The organism is Parapedobacter luteus (assembly GCF_900168055.1).
Classification (GTDB): domain Bacteria; phylum Bacteroidota; class Bacteroidia; order Sphingobacteriales; family Sphingobacteriaceae; genus Parapedobacter; species Parapedobacter luteus.
This window is the reverse complement of the sequence record NZ_FUYS01000006.1, coordinates 149,708-168,175: the sequence shown is the minus strand read 5'-3', so window position 1 is coordinate 168,175 and position 18,468 is coordinate 149,708. Positions and strand designations below refer to the sequence as shown.

General features: G+C 48.0%; 18 protein-coding genes. 11 read left to right on the top strand and 7 right to left on the bottom strand.

Translation table 11 applies throughout. The annotated features are described in order from the left end of the window. The first annotated feature begins 39 nt into the window (after positions 1–39). From B5X72_RS13315 to B5X72_RS13290, 6 genes are all read left to right on the top strand, one after another. Positions 40–1,221 (top strand): M20 metallopeptidase family protein, encoded by a 1,182-nt coding sequence (locus B5X72_RS13315; RefSeq protein ID WP_079717407.1) that lies wholly within the window; start codon positions 40–42, stop codon positions 1,219–1,221. A gap of 16 nt (positions 1,222–1,237) precedes the next feature. After that, positions 1,238–1,798, top strand: a complete 561-nt coding sequence (locus B5X72_RS13310) for a hypothetical protein (protein ID WP_079717406.1) — start codon at positions 1,238–1,240, stop codon at positions 1,796–1,798. Positions 1,799–1,801: 3 nt separating this feature from the next. Continuing rightward, positions 1,802–2,299: a GNAT family N-acetyltransferase gene (locus B5X72_RS13305; RefSeq protein ID WP_079717405.1), complete on the top strand. Its 498-nt coding sequence runs from the start codon at positions 1,802–1,804 to the stop codon at positions 2,297–2,299. Between the two features lie 121 nt (positions 2,300–2,420). Beyond that, positions 2,421–3,149 carry a nucleotidyltransferase gene (locus tag B5X72_RS13300; protein WP_079717404.1) on the top strand — a complete coding sequence of 243 codons (729 nt, stop codon included), beginning with the start codon at positions 2,421–2,423 and terminating at the stop codon, positions 3,147–3,149. A gap of 8 nt (positions 3,150–3,157) precedes the next feature. Further along, positions 3,158–3,937: a metallophosphoesterase family protein gene (locus tag B5X72_RS13295; protein ID WP_079717403.1), complete on the top strand. Its 780-nt coding sequence runs from the start codon at positions 3,158–3,160 to the stop codon at positions 3,935–3,937. Between the two features lie 118 nt (positions 3,938–4,055). Further along, a complete protein-coding gene (locus tag B5X72_RS13290) occupies positions 4,056–5,843 on the top strand; it encodes a glycoside hydrolase family 15 protein (RefSeq protein ID WP_079717402.1) in 1,788 nt (595 codons plus the stop codon). On the opposite strand, the gene B5X72_RS13285 is transcribed toward B5X72_RS13290, so the two are convergent. Beyond that, positions 5,833–8,031 (bottom strand): bifunctional alpha,alpha-trehalose-phosphate synthase (UDP-forming)/trehalose-phosphatase, encoded by a 2,199-nt coding sequence (locus tag B5X72_RS13285; RefSeq protein ID WP_079717401.1) that lies wholly within the window; start codon positions 8,029–8,031, stop codon positions 5,833–5,835. The two genes, B5X72_RS13290 and B5X72_RS13285, sit on opposite strands and share 11 nt — an antisense overlap. Positions 8,032–8,292: 261 nt before the next feature. Between B5X72_RS13285 and B5X72_RS13275 the strand changes: the two genes are divergently transcribed. After that, positions 8,293–9,858 carry an FAD-dependent oxidoreductase gene (locus B5X72_RS13275; RefSeq protein WP_079717399.1) on the top strand — a complete coding sequence of 522 codons (1,566 nt, stop codon included), beginning with the start codon at positions 8,293–8,295 and terminating at the stop codon, positions 9,856–9,858. Here the strand turns inward: B5X72_RS13275 and B5X72_RS13270 are convergent. After that, positions 9,855–10,985 carry a polysaccharide pyruvyl transferase family protein gene (locus B5X72_RS13270; protein WP_079717398.1) on the bottom strand — a complete coding sequence of 377 codons (1,131 nt, stop codon included), beginning with the start codon at positions 10,983–10,985 and terminating at the stop codon, positions 9,855–9,857. The genes B5X72_RS13275 and B5X72_RS13270 overlap by 4 nt on opposite strands. Positions 10,986–11,201: 216 nt before the next feature. On the opposite strand from B5X72_RS13270, the gene B5X72_RS13265 reads away from it, so the two are divergent. After that, the gene (locus tag B5X72_RS13265) at positions 11,202–12,308 is read left to right on the top strand and encodes a DUF748 domain-containing protein (protein ID WP_079717397.1); all 1,107 of its coding nucleotides are present in this window, start codon (positions 11,202–11,204) and stop codon (positions 12,306–12,308) included. 13 nt (positions 12,309–12,321) lie between these two features. On the opposite strand, the gene B5X72_RS13260 is transcribed toward B5X72_RS13265, so the two are convergent. Then, the gene (locus tag B5X72_RS13260) at positions 12,322–12,615 is read right to left on the bottom strand and encodes a KTSC domain-containing protein (protein WP_079717396.1); all 294 of its coding nucleotides are present in this window, start codon (positions 12,613–12,615) and stop codon (positions 12,322–12,324) included. 22 nt (positions 12,616–12,637) lie between these two features. Here B5X72_RS13260 and B5X72_RS13255 point away from each other — a divergent pair, with 22 nt between their 5' ends. Continuing rightward, positions 12,638–13,414 carry an SDR family NAD(P)-dependent oxidoreductase gene (locus B5X72_RS13255; protein WP_079717395.1) on the top strand — a complete coding sequence of 259 codons (777 nt, stop codon included), beginning with the start codon at positions 12,638–12,640 and terminating at the stop codon, positions 13,412–13,414. A gap of 12 nt (positions 13,415–13,426) precedes the next feature. Here B5X72_RS13255 and B5X72_RS13250 read toward each other — a convergent pair whose 3' ends face one another. The 3 genes from B5X72_RS13250 to B5X72_RS13240 all read right to left on the bottom strand — a co-directional run bounded on the left by B5X72_RS13250 (position 13,427) and on the right by B5X72_RS13240 (position 16,517). Further along, the gene (locus B5X72_RS13250) at positions 13,427–13,813 is read right to left on the bottom strand and encodes a response regulator (protein WP_079717394.1); all 387 of its coding nucleotides are present in this window, start codon (positions 13,811–13,813) and stop codon (positions 13,427–13,429) included. A 117-nt stretch (positions 13,814–13,930) separates the two neighbouring features. Continuing rightward, positions 13,931–14,887: a TIGR03885 family FMN-dependent LLM class oxidoreductase gene (locus B5X72_RS13245; protein ID WP_079717393.1), complete on the bottom strand. Its 957-nt coding sequence runs from the start codon at positions 14,885–14,887 to the stop codon at positions 13,931–13,933. Positions 14,888–14,897: 10 nt separating this feature from the next. Next, positions 14,898–16,517 (bottom strand): alpha-amylase family protein, encoded by a 1,620-nt coding sequence (locus tag B5X72_RS13240; RefSeq protein WP_079717392.1) that lies wholly within the window; start codon positions 16,515–16,517, stop codon positions 14,898–14,900. Positions 16,518–16,570: 53 nt separating this feature from the next. On the opposite strand from B5X72_RS13240, the gene B5X72_RS13235 reads away from it, so the two are divergent. Then, entirely contained in the window at positions 16,571–16,888 is a 318-nt protein-coding gene (locus tag B5X72_RS13235) for a SemiSWEET family sugar transporter (protein WP_233632417.1), read from the top strand. 24 nt (positions 16,889–16,912) lie between these two features. Here the strand turns inward: B5X72_RS13235 and B5X72_RS13230 are convergent, their stop codons facing one another. Next, complete coding sequence (locus B5X72_RS13230; RefSeq protein WP_079717391.1) at positions 16,913–17,707, bottom strand: SDR family NAD(P)-dependent oxidoreductase; 795 nt, start codon at positions 17,705–17,707, stop codon at positions 16,913–16,915. 259 nt (positions 17,708–17,966) lie between these two features. On the opposite strand from B5X72_RS13230, the gene B5X72_RS13225 reads away from it, so the two are divergent. Next, positions 17,967–18,467 (top strand): hypothetical protein, encoded by a 501-nt coding sequence (locus tag B5X72_RS13225; protein WP_079717390.1) that lies wholly within the window; start codon positions 17,967–17,969, stop codon positions 18,465–18,467. The last annotated feature ends 1 nt before the right edge of the window (position 18,468 follow it).

The window sequence follows — 18,468 nt, the reverse complement described above, 5'->3', positions numbered from 1 at the left end:
TATGCAAGCTTCATTGCCGTGTAAAAACAAATTACTCGAATGAAAAATAAGATTGGCACTCTTGCCGCCCAAATTTTTGAGCAAACCGTAGCCCAGCGCAGACACCTCCACCAGCACCCCGAATTATCGTTTGAAGAATACCAGACATCGGCATTTGTAAGGGCAGAATTGGAACGTTTGGCGATCCCTTATCGGTCCATGGCCAATACCGGATTGGTGGCCGAGATAGTCGGTGACCGGCCGTCGGGCAACGTGGTGGCTTTGCGCGCTGACATGGACGCGCTCCCCATTACCGAGGTGGCCGGCAGAATATATGGATCAAAACATGAAGGCGTGATGCACGCGTGCGGGCATGATGCACACACGGCTTCACTCTTGGGAACAGCCCATATCCTTCAATCATTGAAAGCTGACTTTGGCGGCACGGTCAAACTGATTTTCCAGCCGGGTGAAGAGCGGCTGCCGGGAGGCGCAAGCCTGATGATTAAGGAAGGCGTCTTGCAGAACCCTGCTCCGCAGGCTGTGATCGGACAGCACGTAATGCCTTTGATTCCTGCTGGTAAAGTTGGATTCCGCGCAGGTAAGTACATGGCATCTACTGATGAACTGTATGTGACTGTAAGAGGCAAGGGAGGGCATGGAGCCCAGCCGCAGCAAAATATTGATCCGGTAGTAATTGCTGCGCATATTATCACTGCATTGCAGCAGGTAGTAAGCCGCATTGCCGATCCGAAAATGCCCACCGTATTATCGATAGGCAAAGTCGTTGCAAATGGCGCTACCAATGTGATACCGAATGAAGTCTACATGGAAGGTACGTTTCGTACGTTTGACGAAAAGTGGCGTAAAGAGGCGCATGCACAAATGAAGAAAATTGCTTCCGGCATTGCCGAAAGCATGGGCGGTACCTGCGATTTTGAAGTTCGTGTAGGCTATCCATTCCTTGTCAATGAAGAGCAACTGACCGCCAGGGTACGGGAATATGCTGTGGAATTCCTTGGCGAAGAGCATGTGGTCGATCTTGATCTCTGGCTTGCGGGCGAAGATTTTGCGTATTATTCACAGGTTGCTGATGCTTGTTTTTACCGTCTGGGTACGGGCAATGAAGCCAAAGGGATAACCGCTGCCGTACACACGCCCACATTTGATATTGATGAGAAGGCGTTGGCGATAAGCACGGGCCTGATGGCTTATATAGCATTACGCCAGTTAGGTAATTAACTTTTGTGCTTTAGCCATGTCTTCGCATCACATTGTCAAGGAAGACCAAGAACCAGCGCTGATCATCGTCGATACCGAGGGAGTGACAAGACCCCAGCTCAACCAGTTGCTGGAATGGAATCCGATTGTAGTCACCCATCATGAAAATGCTCAGTCCGTCATTGATAAGGGCATCAAGGTTGATGTCCTCATCACTGACAAGCAACTGGACTTGCCTCAGGATCATGTTCTCATTTTACCCATTGATGGTACCTTTTTAGATACAGCATTGACATATTTGGTTGGGAGGGGCTGTAAGGCGGCTAACATTATCTCCAATGATGCCGACGTTGACGTATCATTATTCAGGCATATCGATATTCATGTAACGGTATTGGGTGATGGCAAACGCATATTTGCCGTCAAGTCGGGGTTTCGTAAATGGAAACCTCAGGGCGAACCGGTCTATGTGTACACGGCAGTAACTCATACGCTTGGATTGATACGCCAAGGTGAAAACCACTACATTACGGCGAAGGACGGTTTTTATGCCATCCATTTTGCTGAACAGTATGGATTGGTAGGCGAATGTTTATAAGTCATGAATGATGTCACCATCCAAGCTGCAGCAACGGCCGACATACCGACCATTCATCGGCTGGCTCATGAAATTTGGTGGCCCGCCTATGGCGGCCTTTTATCCCCGGGGCAAATCAGCCTAATGTTGGAGAATATTTATTCAGCAGATGGATTGCAGCAACAAATGGACGCCGGCCAGCGTTTCTCGTTAGCCATAATGGAGCGTACAGCCGTAGGTTTTGTAGGGTTCCGGCTAAAGCCTTCGGCTACGGACATCATGCGCATTGAAAAACTGTATATCCTCCCCGCTGTGCAAGGGCACGGAATAGGGCAACGACTGATACATCATGTCGCCCGACACGCATTGGCCGCTGGCGCCAATTGCCTGGAATTAAATGTGTATCGGTACAATCCAGCAAAAGCGTTTTATGAACGGCAAGGTTTTGCCGTTGTCGAAGCTGTAAAAATTCCCTATCACGGCTATGTGCTGGACGATTATATCATGCAAAAAAAACTGTAACGTTAATCCGGCTATCCTCGTTTATGCTGCTTTTTTGGAGTAATTCCAAACAATGGCGTCCTGAAGATTGTCTCTCAACAGAGAAGCTTATCCGATCAGGGGAGCTATAGGTTATAAGCGAATGATTAACGAAAAAGTGACAGCCTTTTATTGTGATGCGTTGACCTTGTTGAAGAATAATCAATGTGATTTTATGATCGGGGGCGGCCATGCGGTTGTCCACTATACCGATGTGCACCGGGCAACCAAGGATTTGGATATTTTTTGCCTTCCGCAGGAATATCCGAAAATACTGAAGTGTTTCGCAGATAATGGATACCGCACGGAGCTGACTGATTCGAGGTGGCTTGCGAAGGTGTTTAAAGACGATTATTTTATTGACATCATTTTCGATACGGTAAACAATATCTGTAAAGTAGATGACACCTGGTTTACCTATGCAGAGGAGGGCGACTTCTATGGTATGCCGGTCAAGTTTATTCCGCCCGAAGAGCTGATCTGGTGTAAAATATATGTTCAAAACCGGGAGCGTAATGACAGTGCGGACGTCAATCACCTGCTGTTAAAAGCCGGACATCGGCTGGACTGGCCACGGCTGTGGAAAAGGCTGGACACTCATTGGCACTTGTTGTTGGCTCAACTATTAATTTTTCAATTTGTATACCCCTCCGATTACCGGAATATTATACCGGATTGGCTGTTTCATGATCTGATTAGCCGGGCAAAAGAGCAATATGATTTGCCTCCTTCTCAGGAAAAAGTGTGCCGGGGTCCCTTGATTGACCAGACGCAGTATGAGATAGATATTAAGTTGTGGAATTACAAAGCATATACGATAATGACAGTGTAATCAAGCTTATGGAAACAGCAAAAAGAACAATACGGATAGCTGCGATAGGTGATCTTCATGTCCGCGAAACAGACCGTGGGAAATGGAAGGACTATTTTTCGGTTATCAATAAAGAGGCAGACATTCTTGTCATAGCCGGCGATATCACCGATACGGGCGACGAAGATGAGGCTGCGTTATTTGTCGAAGAGCTGAAGGGAAGTTCAATTCCTTTGGTTGGCGTATTGGGTAATCACGATTATGAGAAAGGGCGTCATAAAATTATCAAAGAAGTACTTCAGCAAGCTAATATGCAGGTGCTGGATGGTGAATCGACGGTCATTGCAGGCATCGGGTTTGCAGGTATTAAAGGATTCGGAGGTGGGTTTGGACCAAGGATGTTATCCCGATTCGGAGAGGATATGATGAAATCCTTTGTCCAGGAAGCGGTTGATGAAGGGCTCAAGCTGGAGCGTGCATTGTCGCGGCTAGGGCAGCACCGAGGGGAAATCCCCAAAATAGCCATCATGCATTATGCGCCTATTCCAGAAACCGTAGAAGGAGAACCGTTGGAGATCTATCCATTTTTGGGATCTTCCAGGTTGCTGGAGCCGCTGCAGCGGACCAAGGTGGAAGCGGTGTTCCATGGGCACGCGCATATGGGCAAATATGAGGGCCAAACTCCGGATGGTACCAAAGTATGGAACGTATCATTGCCTATTTTAGCCCGCTTAGGTAAATCCGTTCCTTTTCATCTCATGGAAGTGGAAGCCATACCGGAAGAACCAGCGGGAGCACCGATTAAGTGAGTCTACCATCCCAACTTTATTCCCGTCCTTTCTTGGTATTCGCTCCGGTTTTATTATTTTTGGGGAACACTACATATTTAAAACGCTTTTTCTTACACCTAACTAAACTAATCGGTACATGGATAAACGGCACGTCTATAACAGCGGAATCATTGGCAACTGTGCTTATTTGGCGCACATTCAAGGAGACACGAATATTTCCTGGTTATGTTGGCCATCTTTCGATAGTTCATTTATTTTCGGCAGCTTGTTGGATACCGCCAAAGGCGGTCGGTTTTCCATACAGCCGGTCAACGAGTTTAGCAGTAAGCAATATTATATCGAAAACACGAATGTGCTGCGTACAGAGATTACAACGACCGACGGCAGTTACCGGATTACGGATTTCGCTCCCCGATTCAGGCAATATGAGCGCTATTTCAAGCCATTGATGCTTATCCGGAAAATCGAGCCTTTGGAAAGCCGGCCTCGCATCCGTGTAGTGTGTGATCCGGTGAGTGCGTACGGACAGCGTTCGTTTGATAAATACCGGGGAAGCAACCATGTGGGCTTCAATAATGGCGTCGAGCAAATGCGTTTGACGACAAATGTTCCGGTGAGTCATTTTTTCGGCGACGAGTCTTTTGTGTTGAGTGAAACCAAGTACCTTGTTCTTACCTATGGCGAGCCGCTCGAAGCGCCCCTTGAACGTACGGTCGAACACTTTCTTCGGGAGACCATAGGTTATTGGCGCACCTGGATTAAGCACGCCACGATATCCTCTTTTTACCAATCGGCGGTAATCCGCTCTGCATTGGCGCTGAAAATCCATCAGTACGAAGATACCGGAGCCATCATTGCGGCGAGTACCACAAGTTTGCCCGAATATCCGGGGAGCGGCCGAAACTGGGACTACCGGTATTGCTGGCTGCGCGACAGCTATTATGTCATCACGGCGTTGAACCATATCGGACAATTCGAAGAAATGGAGCACTATGCCAATTACATCACCAATATCACCCATTCGGATACCGGCAGGCTTCAGCCACTTTATGGCATAAATGGTCAGTTTGAATTGACGGAGCAAATTTTGGACGATTTGGCGGGCTACCAAGGGAATAAGCCCGTGCGGATAGGAAACCAAGCGTACGAACACATCCAAAACGATGTTTACGGACAGGCGATGATTGCCCTATTGCCCTTGTATACCGATTACCGCTTTGTGTTTAACGAACGTTCGGACGCCGGGCGCTGGGTAGATTACATTCTGCAGAAGATTGAGAAGACCATTGATGAGAAGGATGCCGGAATCTGGGAATTCCGCAATTTTGCCAATCACCATTGCTACTCGAACCTCTTTCAATGGGCTGGATGTGCAGCTGCTTGCAAGATTGGAAGGACGATTGGTGACCAGCAGATGGTCAGCAAAGCCGAAGCGCTGATGCAACGGGCTGCCCAACATATTGAAGCCTGTTATGATGCAGAGCGACAAGTGTATACCAATGCGGCCGGAAGCCCTCATCTTGATGCCAGCACATTGCAACTGATTATGATGCATTATCTGGATCCAGCATCAGAAAGGGCCAAAAACCACCTTGCTGCGCTGGAACGTGAACTAAAGACCCCGGAGGGTCTTTTCTATCGATACCTCCATTCGGATGATTTCGGTAAACCGAGATCAACTTTCTTGATTTGTGCCTTTTGGTATGTGGAGGCATTGGCCTGCGTTGGGCGCGTGGATGAAGCCGTGGCTACCTTCGAACGATTGTTGAGCTACGCCAATCACCTCATGCTATTCAGTGAGGACGTCGACGAGTCTGATGGAAGCCAATGGGGCAACTTTCCTCAAGCGTATAGCCATGTTGGCCTGATGAATGCTGCTTACCGCATTTCGATGAAGCTTGACCAACCCATATTTATTGGGTGACAGGTGGTTTGTTCGATGCTACAAGCTTGGTCAGCAAAACGCGTACATCGCGTTGCCGTTTCAAATAGAACTTCGCCGCAGACACTTCGGTACCAACCTTTATGGTGCATGCTTCCGTTGGCAGTGCCTGAAAGGTGTCCTCGTCTGTCCGATCATCACCTATCGACAAGATGAAGTCGTACCGATTTTCATGAAGGATATCCAAGGTTGCCCGGCCTTTGTTTACTTCCGCACTCCGTATTTCCACCACCTTGTCGCCATCCAGCAGCTGTAAGCCATAGGCAGCCGAATAATCGCGTAGGTTGTCAATGAGCTCGTGCGCCCGCAATGTACCCAAATCGCGCTGTACTTTGCGGTAATGCCAAGCCAGCGAAAAACTTTTTTCTTCCACGAAAGCACCTGGCGTTCGGTCTGCATACGATTCCATGAGTGTACTTACCTCTTCCTTCCAAGTATTGGAGAGCCCACTTTTCAATCGCCAATCGGCATCGGGCTCTTTTGTCCAAACCCCATGTTCGGCCACCAAGCTATAGGGTCTCCCCTGAAACCACTTTTCGAGCGTACTATGTTTGCGCCCGCTGATGATAACCAAATGATTATGCATGTCAGCTTCCAGCGCATCGAGCAGTTGGTAAAGCTCTTCATCTGGCGAAGCTTTATCAATATCATCTTGGAATCCCACCAGCGTACCGTCATAGTCCAGTAGGAGTAGCCTGCTACTGGCGCGTCGGTATTGGTCAATGATTTGTTGTTCGATATTTGCGCCGACCAGGCGCGCTTTGGTAGTGGATTGTACGTTTTTTGTTTCTTGTAGTTTGTTCATGAATAATGTTGCCCAGTGTTGTACATTGAATTTAAATACAAGCTCACGCATGGCTTTCATGCGCTTTTTCATCTCGGCTGTTGGCATATTCAGAGCATTCAACAGCGCATCGCGGATATCGTGGATGTCGTTCGGGTTGACGATAAGGGCATCAATGAGCTCTTTAGCGGCTCCTGCAATTTCGCTGAGAATGAGTACACCGGTTTCGTCATTTCTGCTGGCGACATATTCTTTGCTGACCAGGTTCATGCCGTCGCGCATGGGGGTGACCAGGCAGATATCTGCTACATTATACAACGCCGAAATTTCTTCGACCGGGTACCCGTGGTAAAAATAGGCTACTGGATACCAATCATACGCACCATATTTTGCATTGATGTGGCCCACCAAGCGATCGATCTGATCCTTGAGTTCGCGGTACCGCGGAACGGTATCACGGGATGGCACAACGACCATATACAGCGTCACCCGTTTATGGAAATCGGGGTTCTCCTCCAAAAACAAATCAAATGCTTCAAGTCGTTGTGTAATACCTTTACTATAATCCAAACGGTCAATAGAAAGAATGATTTTCTGATCGGCAAAATTGGCTTTCAGCTCGGCAATCCGATTCAACACCGGTTCCTCGGACGACAGGGCAGAAAACCGTTTACTGTCGATACCCATGGGAAAAGGCTCTACAAAAACGGTCCGATCATCCACCTCCAATCGGTTTGAGTTGTTGTTCGTTGAAGTAAGGCGGGTAGCCGAACTGATAAAATGGCGGACGTCGTCAAACGTATGGAAGCCGAGCAAATCGGCACCCAGCATGCCTTCCAGTAGTTCCCTTCGCCAAGGAATAAGGCGGAAGAGCTCTTGCGAAGGAAAAGGGATGTGCTGGAAAAAACCGATGGATGCTTCGGGTAGAACTTTCCTTAGCAATCCGGGAAGCAATAATAGTTGATAATCGTGCACCCAAATCGTGTCATCCGGATCGGCATGTTCAAGGATAAGATCCCTGAATTTCTCGTTGACCCGCACATACATTTCCCAATTGCTGAGGTCATAATTGGCGTAGGATGGAAGGTAATGGAAAATAGGCCACAAGACCTCGTTGGAAAATCCTTCGTAGAATCCTTTGATTTCTTCCTCATCCAGAAAGAGGGGAACCAGTCGCTTTTTTTTCAATGCGGATGTAAAATAGGCCCGTTGGTCTGCATCGACTATCGATACGCCGGGCCATCCTATCCAACTGTTTTCGCCCTCCGCATGTATGGAGGCGAGGCCTGTTGCCAATCCTCCCTCACTGGGTTGCAGTGTATAATGATCACCTTCCTCAATGATTTTGATGGGCAACCGGTTGGATACAATGATTGTTTTGCTCACTTTACCTCAAAAATTAAGTTTACGCGCCTGCTTGTCGCGGATAGACGGACAATTCATGAAAAAACACTGATGCCTAATCCGGTGCAGGAGGTATACGGCATAATTAGGATGCCAATCTGATTCAATGTTCACAATATAAGAATAAACAAGCAAAAAGCAAAAAGTTTGGTGGTATTTGCCTTTTATTGTGATGTGTGGTTGTTCCATGATAAACCATAAACAATCCGAAGTCTCCCATGTTATCATTGAAAACGACACATTATGAAAACCAATTCAGCTGACGCATCTACCACAAGTTTTTTGGCGAGAGACGGGATATTGTCCAGCCCTTGGCAAACATCTGCTGTAATACAGGCACAACGGGGAGGACGGGAAGACCGTGTCGAAACCAAGGTGTGGGATGTGCTTATCGCCGGAGGGGGCATTACGGGATTGACCACGGCGTTGCTATTGCAAGAGGCGGGCATCGCATGTGTAGTCGCTGAAGCCCATCATCTGGGGTTCGGCACCACCGGAGGGACGACATCACATATCAATACCATGCTCGATACGCCATACTCCACCATCGAAAGCGACTTCGGTGCGGAAGGTGCCGAATTGGTAGGCAGCGCCGCTCGCGCGGGCCGCGATCTTATTGCACGCAATGTCTCGACGTATCAAATCGCATGTGATTTTGAATACAAAGACGGGATTCTTTTTGCCCAAACAGAAGAAGAGGTTGCTCAACTCGACAAAATTTACGAGGCGTCGCAGCGGGCGGGGGTAGCGGTCGAGCGCGTCGCAACCATACCGCTGCCGTTGCCGTTCATGCAAGCGATAAAATACACAGAACAAGCGCAGATCCATCCGCTCAGTTATCTGTACGCACTTGCGGACGCCTTCGTAAAACAGGGCGGTGTGATACTGGAAAAGACCCGCGTTGAAGACACCGTGCACAAGGACGGTATTCATCACGTGCAGACCAGTGCAGGTGTTGTCCGTGCCCAGCAGTTGGTGTACGCCACTCACATTCCTCCGGGGTTGAATATCTTGCACCTACGGTGTGCACCGTACCGCAGCTATGTGCTGGGTGTCCAGCTGTCGTCCAGTAATTATCCCAGTGAGCTGGCTTACGATATGCAGCAGCCTTATCATTATTTCCGAAGTCACCATATCAATGGCAAGCCCTATTTGATTGTGGGCGGAGCAGACCATAAGACGGGACATGGAGACCCGCATGCGGCCTTCCAAGATTTGGAAGTTTATACGCGCAAACATTTTCATGTCTCATCCATAGACTACCGGTGGTCGGCACAGTATTTTGAACCCGCGGATGGTTTGCCATACATAGGGAAACTCCCCGGCGGCGACGAAAATACTTATGTGGCCACCGGATTCAGCGGAAACGGCATCCTAATGGGGAGCTTTTCAGGGCTGTTGTTGGCGGATCTTATTTTGGGACGGGAAAGCCCTTATGAAAAGCTTTTTTCGCCGCAACGCATTAAGCCAATTGCTGGATTTGCCAACTTTGTAAAAGAAAATGCGGATGTAGCATACCGGTTTGTGGCCGATAGGGTGGCGACTGAGCGGCTGGAGGCTTTAGTGGAGCTGGCTCCGGATACCGGTGCGGTGGTTAACTATGACAGCAAACAAATCGCTGTATATAAATCAGCCGCCGGAGCGGTCATCGCATTAAGCCCGGTATGTACACACGCCGGATGTATCGTCACGTGGAATGATGCGGAGAAAAGCTGGGATTGCCCCTGCCACGGCGGGCGTTATGACACCAATGGACGGGTACTTACCGGCCCGCCGCGAAAAGATCTCGCCATTGTTCCGCTTACCTAACATCGGAATGAGGCATGGCTTTCCAAAACGTCCAGCATGAGTTGGTGAGTCAGTTTTGATTTGGTTCGAATGGCCGGTAATTTTTCACGTATCTGCTCGCGAATCCCTTCCTGGTTATCCCAAAACTGGTCGATATACGCAATAAGCCTGCCTGCGTTTACCAGATGTAGTGGCGGCATATCAATGGCTAATTCGTTCAGCAAGCCTTTTACTTTGGCGGCATATGGTAATGCGATAAAAGGAACATGCTGCAAAGCAGCAAAAATGAGGAAGTGTAGGCGCATGCCCACGGCGAAGTCGCAGTGTTTCATAATCGACAGCAGCTGGCCTGCTGAATATTCGCCTTTAAGTACATGCGCATGCTGCGGGCGGAGCATCAATGAAATGACAGCGTGTGAATGTTGTAAGTCCCGATGGTCGCGCTCCGTGGGAATGAAAAGGATGTTTGCTCCAAAGCGGTCAACCATGTAATCCGCAGCGTTGGCCAGCAAGGAGTGATACTGATTTTCGTCCAAATCCGGAGCTGCACCACCAGGCTCCCTGACTGAAACGGCAATCAACCTGCGCTGCGTGTTGAGCTGTTCTTTAACCAATACGTCATCGCCGATCGGTTCGGGCTCGAGCAGAAAAGCTGGATCGGCAGTAACATGGATCTCTTTTGTTATCCCGATGCTTTCCAATAAGTGTTTTGAGTCGATGTCGCGTACCGTAATCAAATTTACATGATTTAGGATATCGCTGATTTCGGGGTGTAGCGAACGTTTCTCAAGCGGCCCGACACCAATGGCATATAGCATTACCGGAACGGTTTGCTCAATGGCTATTTTGACTTCGCGTAGGTACAATAAGATATCCTGATCATACAAAATACCACCTCCCCCCAGAATAAAAAGATCCAAATCGGCGATGTGAGGTTTTATTTCGTTAATCGAAAGATTCCGTACGGCTACCACATTATCGGCGTCATGCCGATTGCGGGTGTCATCTACATAGCGGGAGAAAACGGTGACCTCAGCGTCCAATGTGGCCTTGATTTGATTAAGCATCACTTGCAAGATTGCTTCATCGCCTAAGTTCATCCCTCCATAGGATCCCGAAATTCCGATTTTAAGTTGTCGATTATACATAGCATGTAATGTGAAGGGTTCCAGTTGAATAGTTTACAATCAACGCCGTCGATTGTTTCCTTATTTGGCGACAGGGGCAAATTTCATTTTAATGAACGGAAAGTCTACGATTTGCTACAGCCAACGTTCAGGAGGCGCTCTTATTCCTCAGATAGTCTCAAAAACAGGGCAAGGGAAAGGTTTTTGCAGTTCTGATAACACAAAGACCTTGTAAGAATGAAGAACCGGAAATGGAAAAAGCAATATAGCATCGTTGCGGGTATTATCCTCTTGCTTGTCATCATTAGGCTGCTTTTGCCTACCATCGTATTGCGGTACGCCAACCGTACCTTGGCCAATTTAAACGGGTACTACGGGCATGTTTCAGACATCGATATCGCGCTATACCGGGGAGCTTATCAACTGGATCGGTTGTACCTCAACAAAGTCGATTCAACGTCCGGCGAGCAAATAAAATTTTTCGTGGTCAACAGGATTGACTTATCGGTTGATTGGCGGTCATTATTGAAGGGTGCGCTTGTCGGTGAATTGGCATTTGCGGCGCCGGAGCTTATCTTCACCAAGGACAAGGCTGAGGTTGATGCTGTAGCCAAGGACACAACGGATTTTCGGAAATTGCTCAAGGATTTTATGCCGTTGCGGGTCAACCGTTTTGAGGTACGGAATGGCCGCATCCGTTATACCGACAGTACCACGTCGCCGCTTGTGGATATCGCGCTTGAAAACGCACATATTATAGCCGAAAACCTGAAAAACACATCTCGTGAAGATGAAAAATTGCCCTCCACCATTCGTGCAAGTGCGCAAGCGTATGGTGGCTCACTGAATCTTGATTTAAAGATGGATGCGTTGGCAGATCAGGCTACCTTTGATCTGACGGCTGAGATAGAAGGGGCAAATTTGCCCGACTTAAATGACTTTTTCATTGCCTATGGGAAATTTGATGTCAGTAAAGGTACATTTGGGCTTTACAGCGAATTTGCAGCAAATAATGGCAAGTACAAAGGATACGTAAAGCCTATCATCACCGATCTGGAGGTCGTGGGGCTTGAGGATCGCGATGATAATTTTTTCCAACGGGCGAAAGAGGCCGTTATCGGTGTGGTGGGCCAGTTGTTAGAAAACCCGAAAGCTGAGCAAGTCGCTACGCGGATACCCATTGAAGGGAGCTTTGGGGAAACCAATATACTCGTTTGGGAGGCGATATGGCAAGTCCTTAGAAATGCATTCATTGAAGCGTTGATGCCGAGCGTTGATCATCAAATCGATATCCGGTCGCCAGAGGAAGTAGCGGGTAGAAGCGGGATTTTTGAGGCTAAGTAGGTAATCGTTATCGTTACGATGAAATCTTGTCAAATGCGTATTGTCCCGCGATATGGGCATTGAAATACTTGCCTTTTGATCGGGCTTTACGCAGTCCGATATAGACCATTTCGGGTACTTCATAATAGGTATAAACAGCTCCCGTTTGAAAGGTGATTTTCAGGATATTGCTGGTTTCACTGTAGTCGATATGTCTAATAACGCTTGATGGCATAGCGAGTCGTCTGACGTAATAACCCGGCGTTCCGGTGATTGTTTGGTTGTTTGTTATGAAACAAATCCGCGTATTTCCTGTTAAATTTGACATAGGCCATATTGAAAAATACGAGATGGAAAGACTGAAAAACAAAGTAGCATTGATCACCGGGTCCGACTCGGGAATAGGGCGGGCTATTGCAATCGCTTACGGCAAGGAAGGTGCAAAAGTAGTGGTCACCTACCGATCGGACGAGGAGGGAGGAAAACGTACCGCAGCAGATATTGTTGCCGCCGGTGGCGAAGCCATCTGTCTTCGATTGGATGTGACCGATGAAGAGCAGGTCGCGAAGGTATTCGATGCTATTATTGAGGAATACCAAAAAATCGATATCCTAGTCAATAATGCCGGAGTAAATGGGAGGAATATACCCGTTGCCCAAATGGATACAGATACGTTTGATACCTGCATGAAGACCAACCTTTACGGGCCCTTTTTTTGTAGTAGGGCTTACCTTCAACGGCGAAAGGACAACGCTTCCGAAGGACATATTATTTTTGTGTCGTCTATTCACGAGGATGTCAACACGGCAGGTAATGCAGACTACAACGCATCAAAGGCCGGTATCAAAAATTTCAGCCGGAGCCTCGCCTTAGAGCTTGCCGACAAGCATGTCCGGGTCAACAACATCGCTCCGGGCATGATATTGACGGAGATGAACCAAGAGGCCGTAGAGAGTGATGCGGTGAGAAAGGAAAAGGAACAGCACATTCCCATGAAGCGAGCCGGCAAACCGGAAGATGTCGCTCATGTTGCCGTATTTCTCGCTTCAGCCGATAGCGGTTACGTGACCGGATCAACCTACGTTGTCGACGGCGGGTTAATGATTCATCTCGGACAAGGAGCCTGATTGCGATGTAATCTACTGGGGTAAATAATGGAGGTTTACCACATCGATTACGTCATAAATATCGAACGGCTTGCGGATATATGTCGTTGCGCCGCATTGTTCAGCTATTTTGTCAATATCCCGCAAGGCGGAAATCAGCACAATAGGAATACCGGCGGTTTCTTTGTCGGCCCGCAGTTCCCTGCACAGATCGCTACCCCACCCCCAGTTTAAATTCTCATCTAAAAGTATCAGGCCGATTTGGTGCTGTTTCAGTTTTTTCTTGATTGTTTTTCCATTGTCCGTCACAACCTCATAATCTTCGAATTGCATAAATTCCGAAACGATATCCAACATGTCGCCATCGTCTTCCGCATACAGGATTTTTTTCGCCATACTCAATGTTCCCTGCCTTTTCATGGGTAATTTACCTCGTTAGCAAATTTAATACATGCGCGTATTAGAATACAATAGTTCGTAATTTTTTTTATTGTTAGCAGCAAAATTAATAGTTTAATCGGCTTTCTCTTGCCAAATTCAAAGTTTAGGGAGGACCGCGCGTCCAAAGTCCTCAATAAATGCCGCCTGTTCGCGGTTTACATTATGCAGGATAAGGCAGTCCACACCCAGCGCCAGGTAAGATTTCAACCAAACTTCGTGTTGGCGAGGGTCGCTTGAAATATTAACAGCCTGTTCCAAGTCTTTCGGCTCTACAAATTTAGCCAGCGCTTCGAATTGCTCGGGTTTCCACAAATCGGCCAGCACCGAACTATCAAAAATGTTAGTGCGCCATTGGTCGAAAGCGCCCGCATATGCAGCCGATTCGCTCCGCGAATAGGAGATTTGTACTTTGACAAACACGGGCTTACCATCCCCCCCGCCTACGCGGAATTGTTTGATCACCCGTTCGAGTTTTTCCAGTGGGTGGTTGATGGTCAGTAGCCCCTCTGCCCAGCTTCCCATCCAATGGGCCGTCTCTTCTGTAATGGCGGCACCCAGCAAAAGCGGACGCTTCGGTGGGCGGGTGTAAAGACGCGCTTCATCTGTGCAGACGCGGCCATGACAGGTGACTGTTTCACCATCCAACAGTCGACGGATGATGTGAAAACTTTCCAGCAACCGCTCATTACGGATGGCTTTGGAAGGCCACGGCTGCCCGGTAATTCGTTCGTTGATCGCCTCGCCACTGCCGAGCGCGACCCATAATCGTTCAGGAGATAAGTCGGTTAACGTAGCGATTGCTTGCGCTGTCACTGCTGGGTGGTGACGGGGACCTGGCGCGCAAATCAATCCAAAGGGAAGCTTACAAGCTTGCATGGCGGCGCCCAACCAAGAAAATACATGGCCACTTTCACCTTGCCGTTCGCTCCACGGTTGGAAGTGATCGGACGAATGAATCGCTGTGAACCCGGCCTCTTCGGCCATTTGTGCGTAGCTTAACAGCTCGGATGGACTAAACTGTTCATGCGACGCGTGATATGCAATTTGAGCCATAAAACTTATTTTATTGGGGAAACTTTTTCATCCATAGATATCCATATGCCGCAAGGGTGATTTCACGGTGGGCAACCCGAGTTTTTCCATCCCGGAAGATTTCCACCCAGTCGTCAGCCAGCACATCGGCCTCATCGGCGGAGACGCTAATTTCCATATCCGTAAGGTTATGGAAGAGCAGTAATTGCAGGCCTGTCTTGTCTTCATACCGATGAGCGAAAAGCCCTTCATGCCGGACCTTGATGGCTTGAACTGGCGCAGTACCAATAAGGGCGCACTGTTTCCGGAGGGCAATAAGCCGTTTCATGAAGTTGAGTAACGAATCGGGGTCTCTATAAGCGCCGATAACATTTACATGTTTGGGGTCGTAAGGTGTTTCTTGGATGACGTTTCGATTTACGTGGTCAGCCGGCGAGAATCCGCCGTGCTTGCCTGTAGACCACTGCATGGGGGTGCGTACGCTGTTCCGGCCTTTAAGCCGGAGGTTGTCACCCATGCCGATTTCATCGCCATATCGGATCATGGGGACGCCCGGTAAGGTAAAAATGAGGCTGAACGCCAGTTCCATTCGGCATTGGTCGTTCCCAAACATGGGAGCCAGGCGTCGGCGTATGCCATGGCCGTACAGCTGCATCCGCTTTTGGGGCGCAAAGGCCTGGAATATTTCGTGCTGTTCGTCTTCACTCAACTGGTCAAGGGCAAGTTCGTCATGGTTTCTTAGGAAGTTGAGCAGCTGATTTCCATAAGGTATGGATGTTTGCTCGCTTAAGGCAGCATAGAGTGGCCTTGCCGATTTTCGGGCTAAGCTAAGGAAGAGCTTCATGTTCATGTAAAAATTAAAGAGCATGTGCATCTTTTGCCCCTTATCCATGTAGGTTTTCATCGCTGAAGGAGGCACATTGGCCTCGCCAAGTAAGATCACATCACCTTTTCGCAGCGAAGCATAGTCACGCATTTCTGCAATAAACGATTCCAGGTCCAATTTTTCACCATCTTTCAAACCATAGGGTTCGATGAGTAATGTTGCCGCATCTATACGAAATCCGGACACACCCATTTTGAGCCAAAACCCAATTATCTGAAGGATTTCCTGGCGAACCGCTGGGTTGCCAATGTTTAAATCCGGTTGCTCCTTGTAAAATCGATGAAGGTAATATTGTCCGGCTTCCTCGTCATATGTCCAAATGGTGTTCTCTTCGCCAGTGAGTTTGAGGTGCTCTTCGCCGAAATCCCACGGTTCGTCCGACCAAACATAGTAGTCCCGGTATTCGGAGTGTTTGTCTTTTCGTGCCGCTTTAAACCACGGGTGTGCGATGGAGGTATGGTTGACGACCAAGTCAACGATTACCCGGATGCCCAAATCACGGGCATGGTCAATAAGTTCAGAAAATATCCCATGGTCGCCCAGCTTCGGATCGATGCCGTAATAATCGGTCACATCGTAGCCATTATCCCTATTGGGCGAAGGATAGAAAGGCTGAATCCATATACAGGTAATACCTAAGCCGGCAAGATAATTGAGTTTCTCTTTTATCCCCTTCAGGTCGCCGATGCCATCACCGTTTGTGTCATAAAAAGTCTCGGGGTCGAGTGAATACAAGACCATGTTGCTGTACCACGTATCCATCATAGAAAACCTATCGATTTATCAGATCTATGGAGTTGAACAATTGAATAAATGAAATGTTTAGTTTATGGATAAACCATCCGGTCGCCACGATGTTGTGCTTGCATATGGGATTCATCGAAATCATTGGCATCGTGGCGGGTATTTGTACGTCTTCATCTATCATTCCACAGATCATCACAACACTTAGGCGCAAAAAAGCAAAGGATGTGTCGGTACTTATGTTTATTGTACTCAGCACGGGCAATGGCTTATGGATATATTATGGGACAGAAAAAAGCGACGTGCCGATTATTGCGACCAATATCTTGGCACTGTCGCTCAATGTGGTGATGATGGTATTAAAATATCGATACCGGAAAGCCAAATCTTAATTCGATGCGATGCCGCCCACGCTATCATGACTTATTCACGGGCTCCTGTTGTTTTCGCAGGGTATCCGTTGCTTTGCTGTCTGACATCACATTGCTCATCGCTACCTGCATCTTATTTTTGAAGCCAGATATGATCATGTCTTTTCCGTCCATCAGCGCTTTGTAACCATCCCTGGCTACATCTGCGGGGTCTGCCAAATCGCCTTCTTGCACCATCTTTGAGGCCTCCATATCCGCCTTGTTGAAGAAATCTGTGTCGGTAGCGCCGGGCAGCAATGAAGTAACGGTAACATTGGTATCCCGGATTTCGTTGCGGATAGCCTCGCTGAAAAAATGAACGAATGCCTTTGTGCCGTGATATACAGCCTGATAAGGCCCCGGTATTTTTCCGGCAATGGAAGACACATTGAGTATTTTTCCGGAATTGCGGGCGACCATATCTTTCAATACATACTTCGTGAGCACAATGCATGCATTGATATTCAGCTGTACGATAGCTAACTCCCTATCCAAATCGTTGGTGATAAACTCGCCGTATACTCCTTGACCAGCATTATTGACAAGGACATTCAGGGTAATCTGCTTTGCCTTCAGGGCATCAATCACCTCATGCGGTGCTTCAGGGTTGAACAGATCCTTTTGAATGGTAATCACCTCTATGGGGTGCAGTTGTGAGAGCTCACTGCTGACACCATCGAGCTCTTGCTGATCCCGTGCTACAATAACCAAATTATAGCCGTCTGCTGCGAACAGCTTGGCTAGCTCCAACCCAATGCCACTGGTCCCTCCCGTTATCAGGGCAAATTTTCTTGCAATCATAAGTACCTCCGTTAATGTTTACCTACGTGCTGCAAACTTTACACCAACCAAAGGGGGATAAACGGGGGAGCCGTGCGGGTTGCATGAAATCCAGTTTAGTGAACATCAAGGCTGAAAATTAGTACAGTGCCCCTTTGGTTGACCCCACAAATAACGTGTAGGGGATCTAAAATGCGTATTCGTGTGTAATCGGTATTAACGGACGGATTCTTGTATTGAGCATCGCAGGCGTCGGTATGCCTTATGATTGGTCATAACTATGCAGAAAATTCACCAAGTCGAAAAGATTGAACACACGCTTGAGTTAGACGAGAAGCTAAGCCACCAGCAAAAAGGCTGGAATGTGCAGCGGGTTTGTGGTATACTGATTTTGATTGTGGTCGTACTCACCGCGTTAGGACTCTTCGGCAACGGGCTACTGAGTAAGCGACAGCTGGCAAATGGGGGTACAGCACTTCGATACGATCGGTTCTTACGCTATGAAAAAGAGACGACCATCACGTGGCAATTAAGTAGGAGGGATGAGATTGAAATTCTTATACCGATGCGTTACCTTGATGCGTTCAAAATCGAGAAGATTATTCCCGAAAGTTATGAATCACGTATCGTCAATGGAAATGTTAGCTATACGTTTACGGTGGCGGGCGCAGGTGAAACAGCCATCTATTTTTATTTAAATCCGCAAAAGGCAGGATCTGTGGCCGATACCTGGCGGGTCAACGATCAAGCATTCGAAATAACACATTTTATCTACCCTTAGT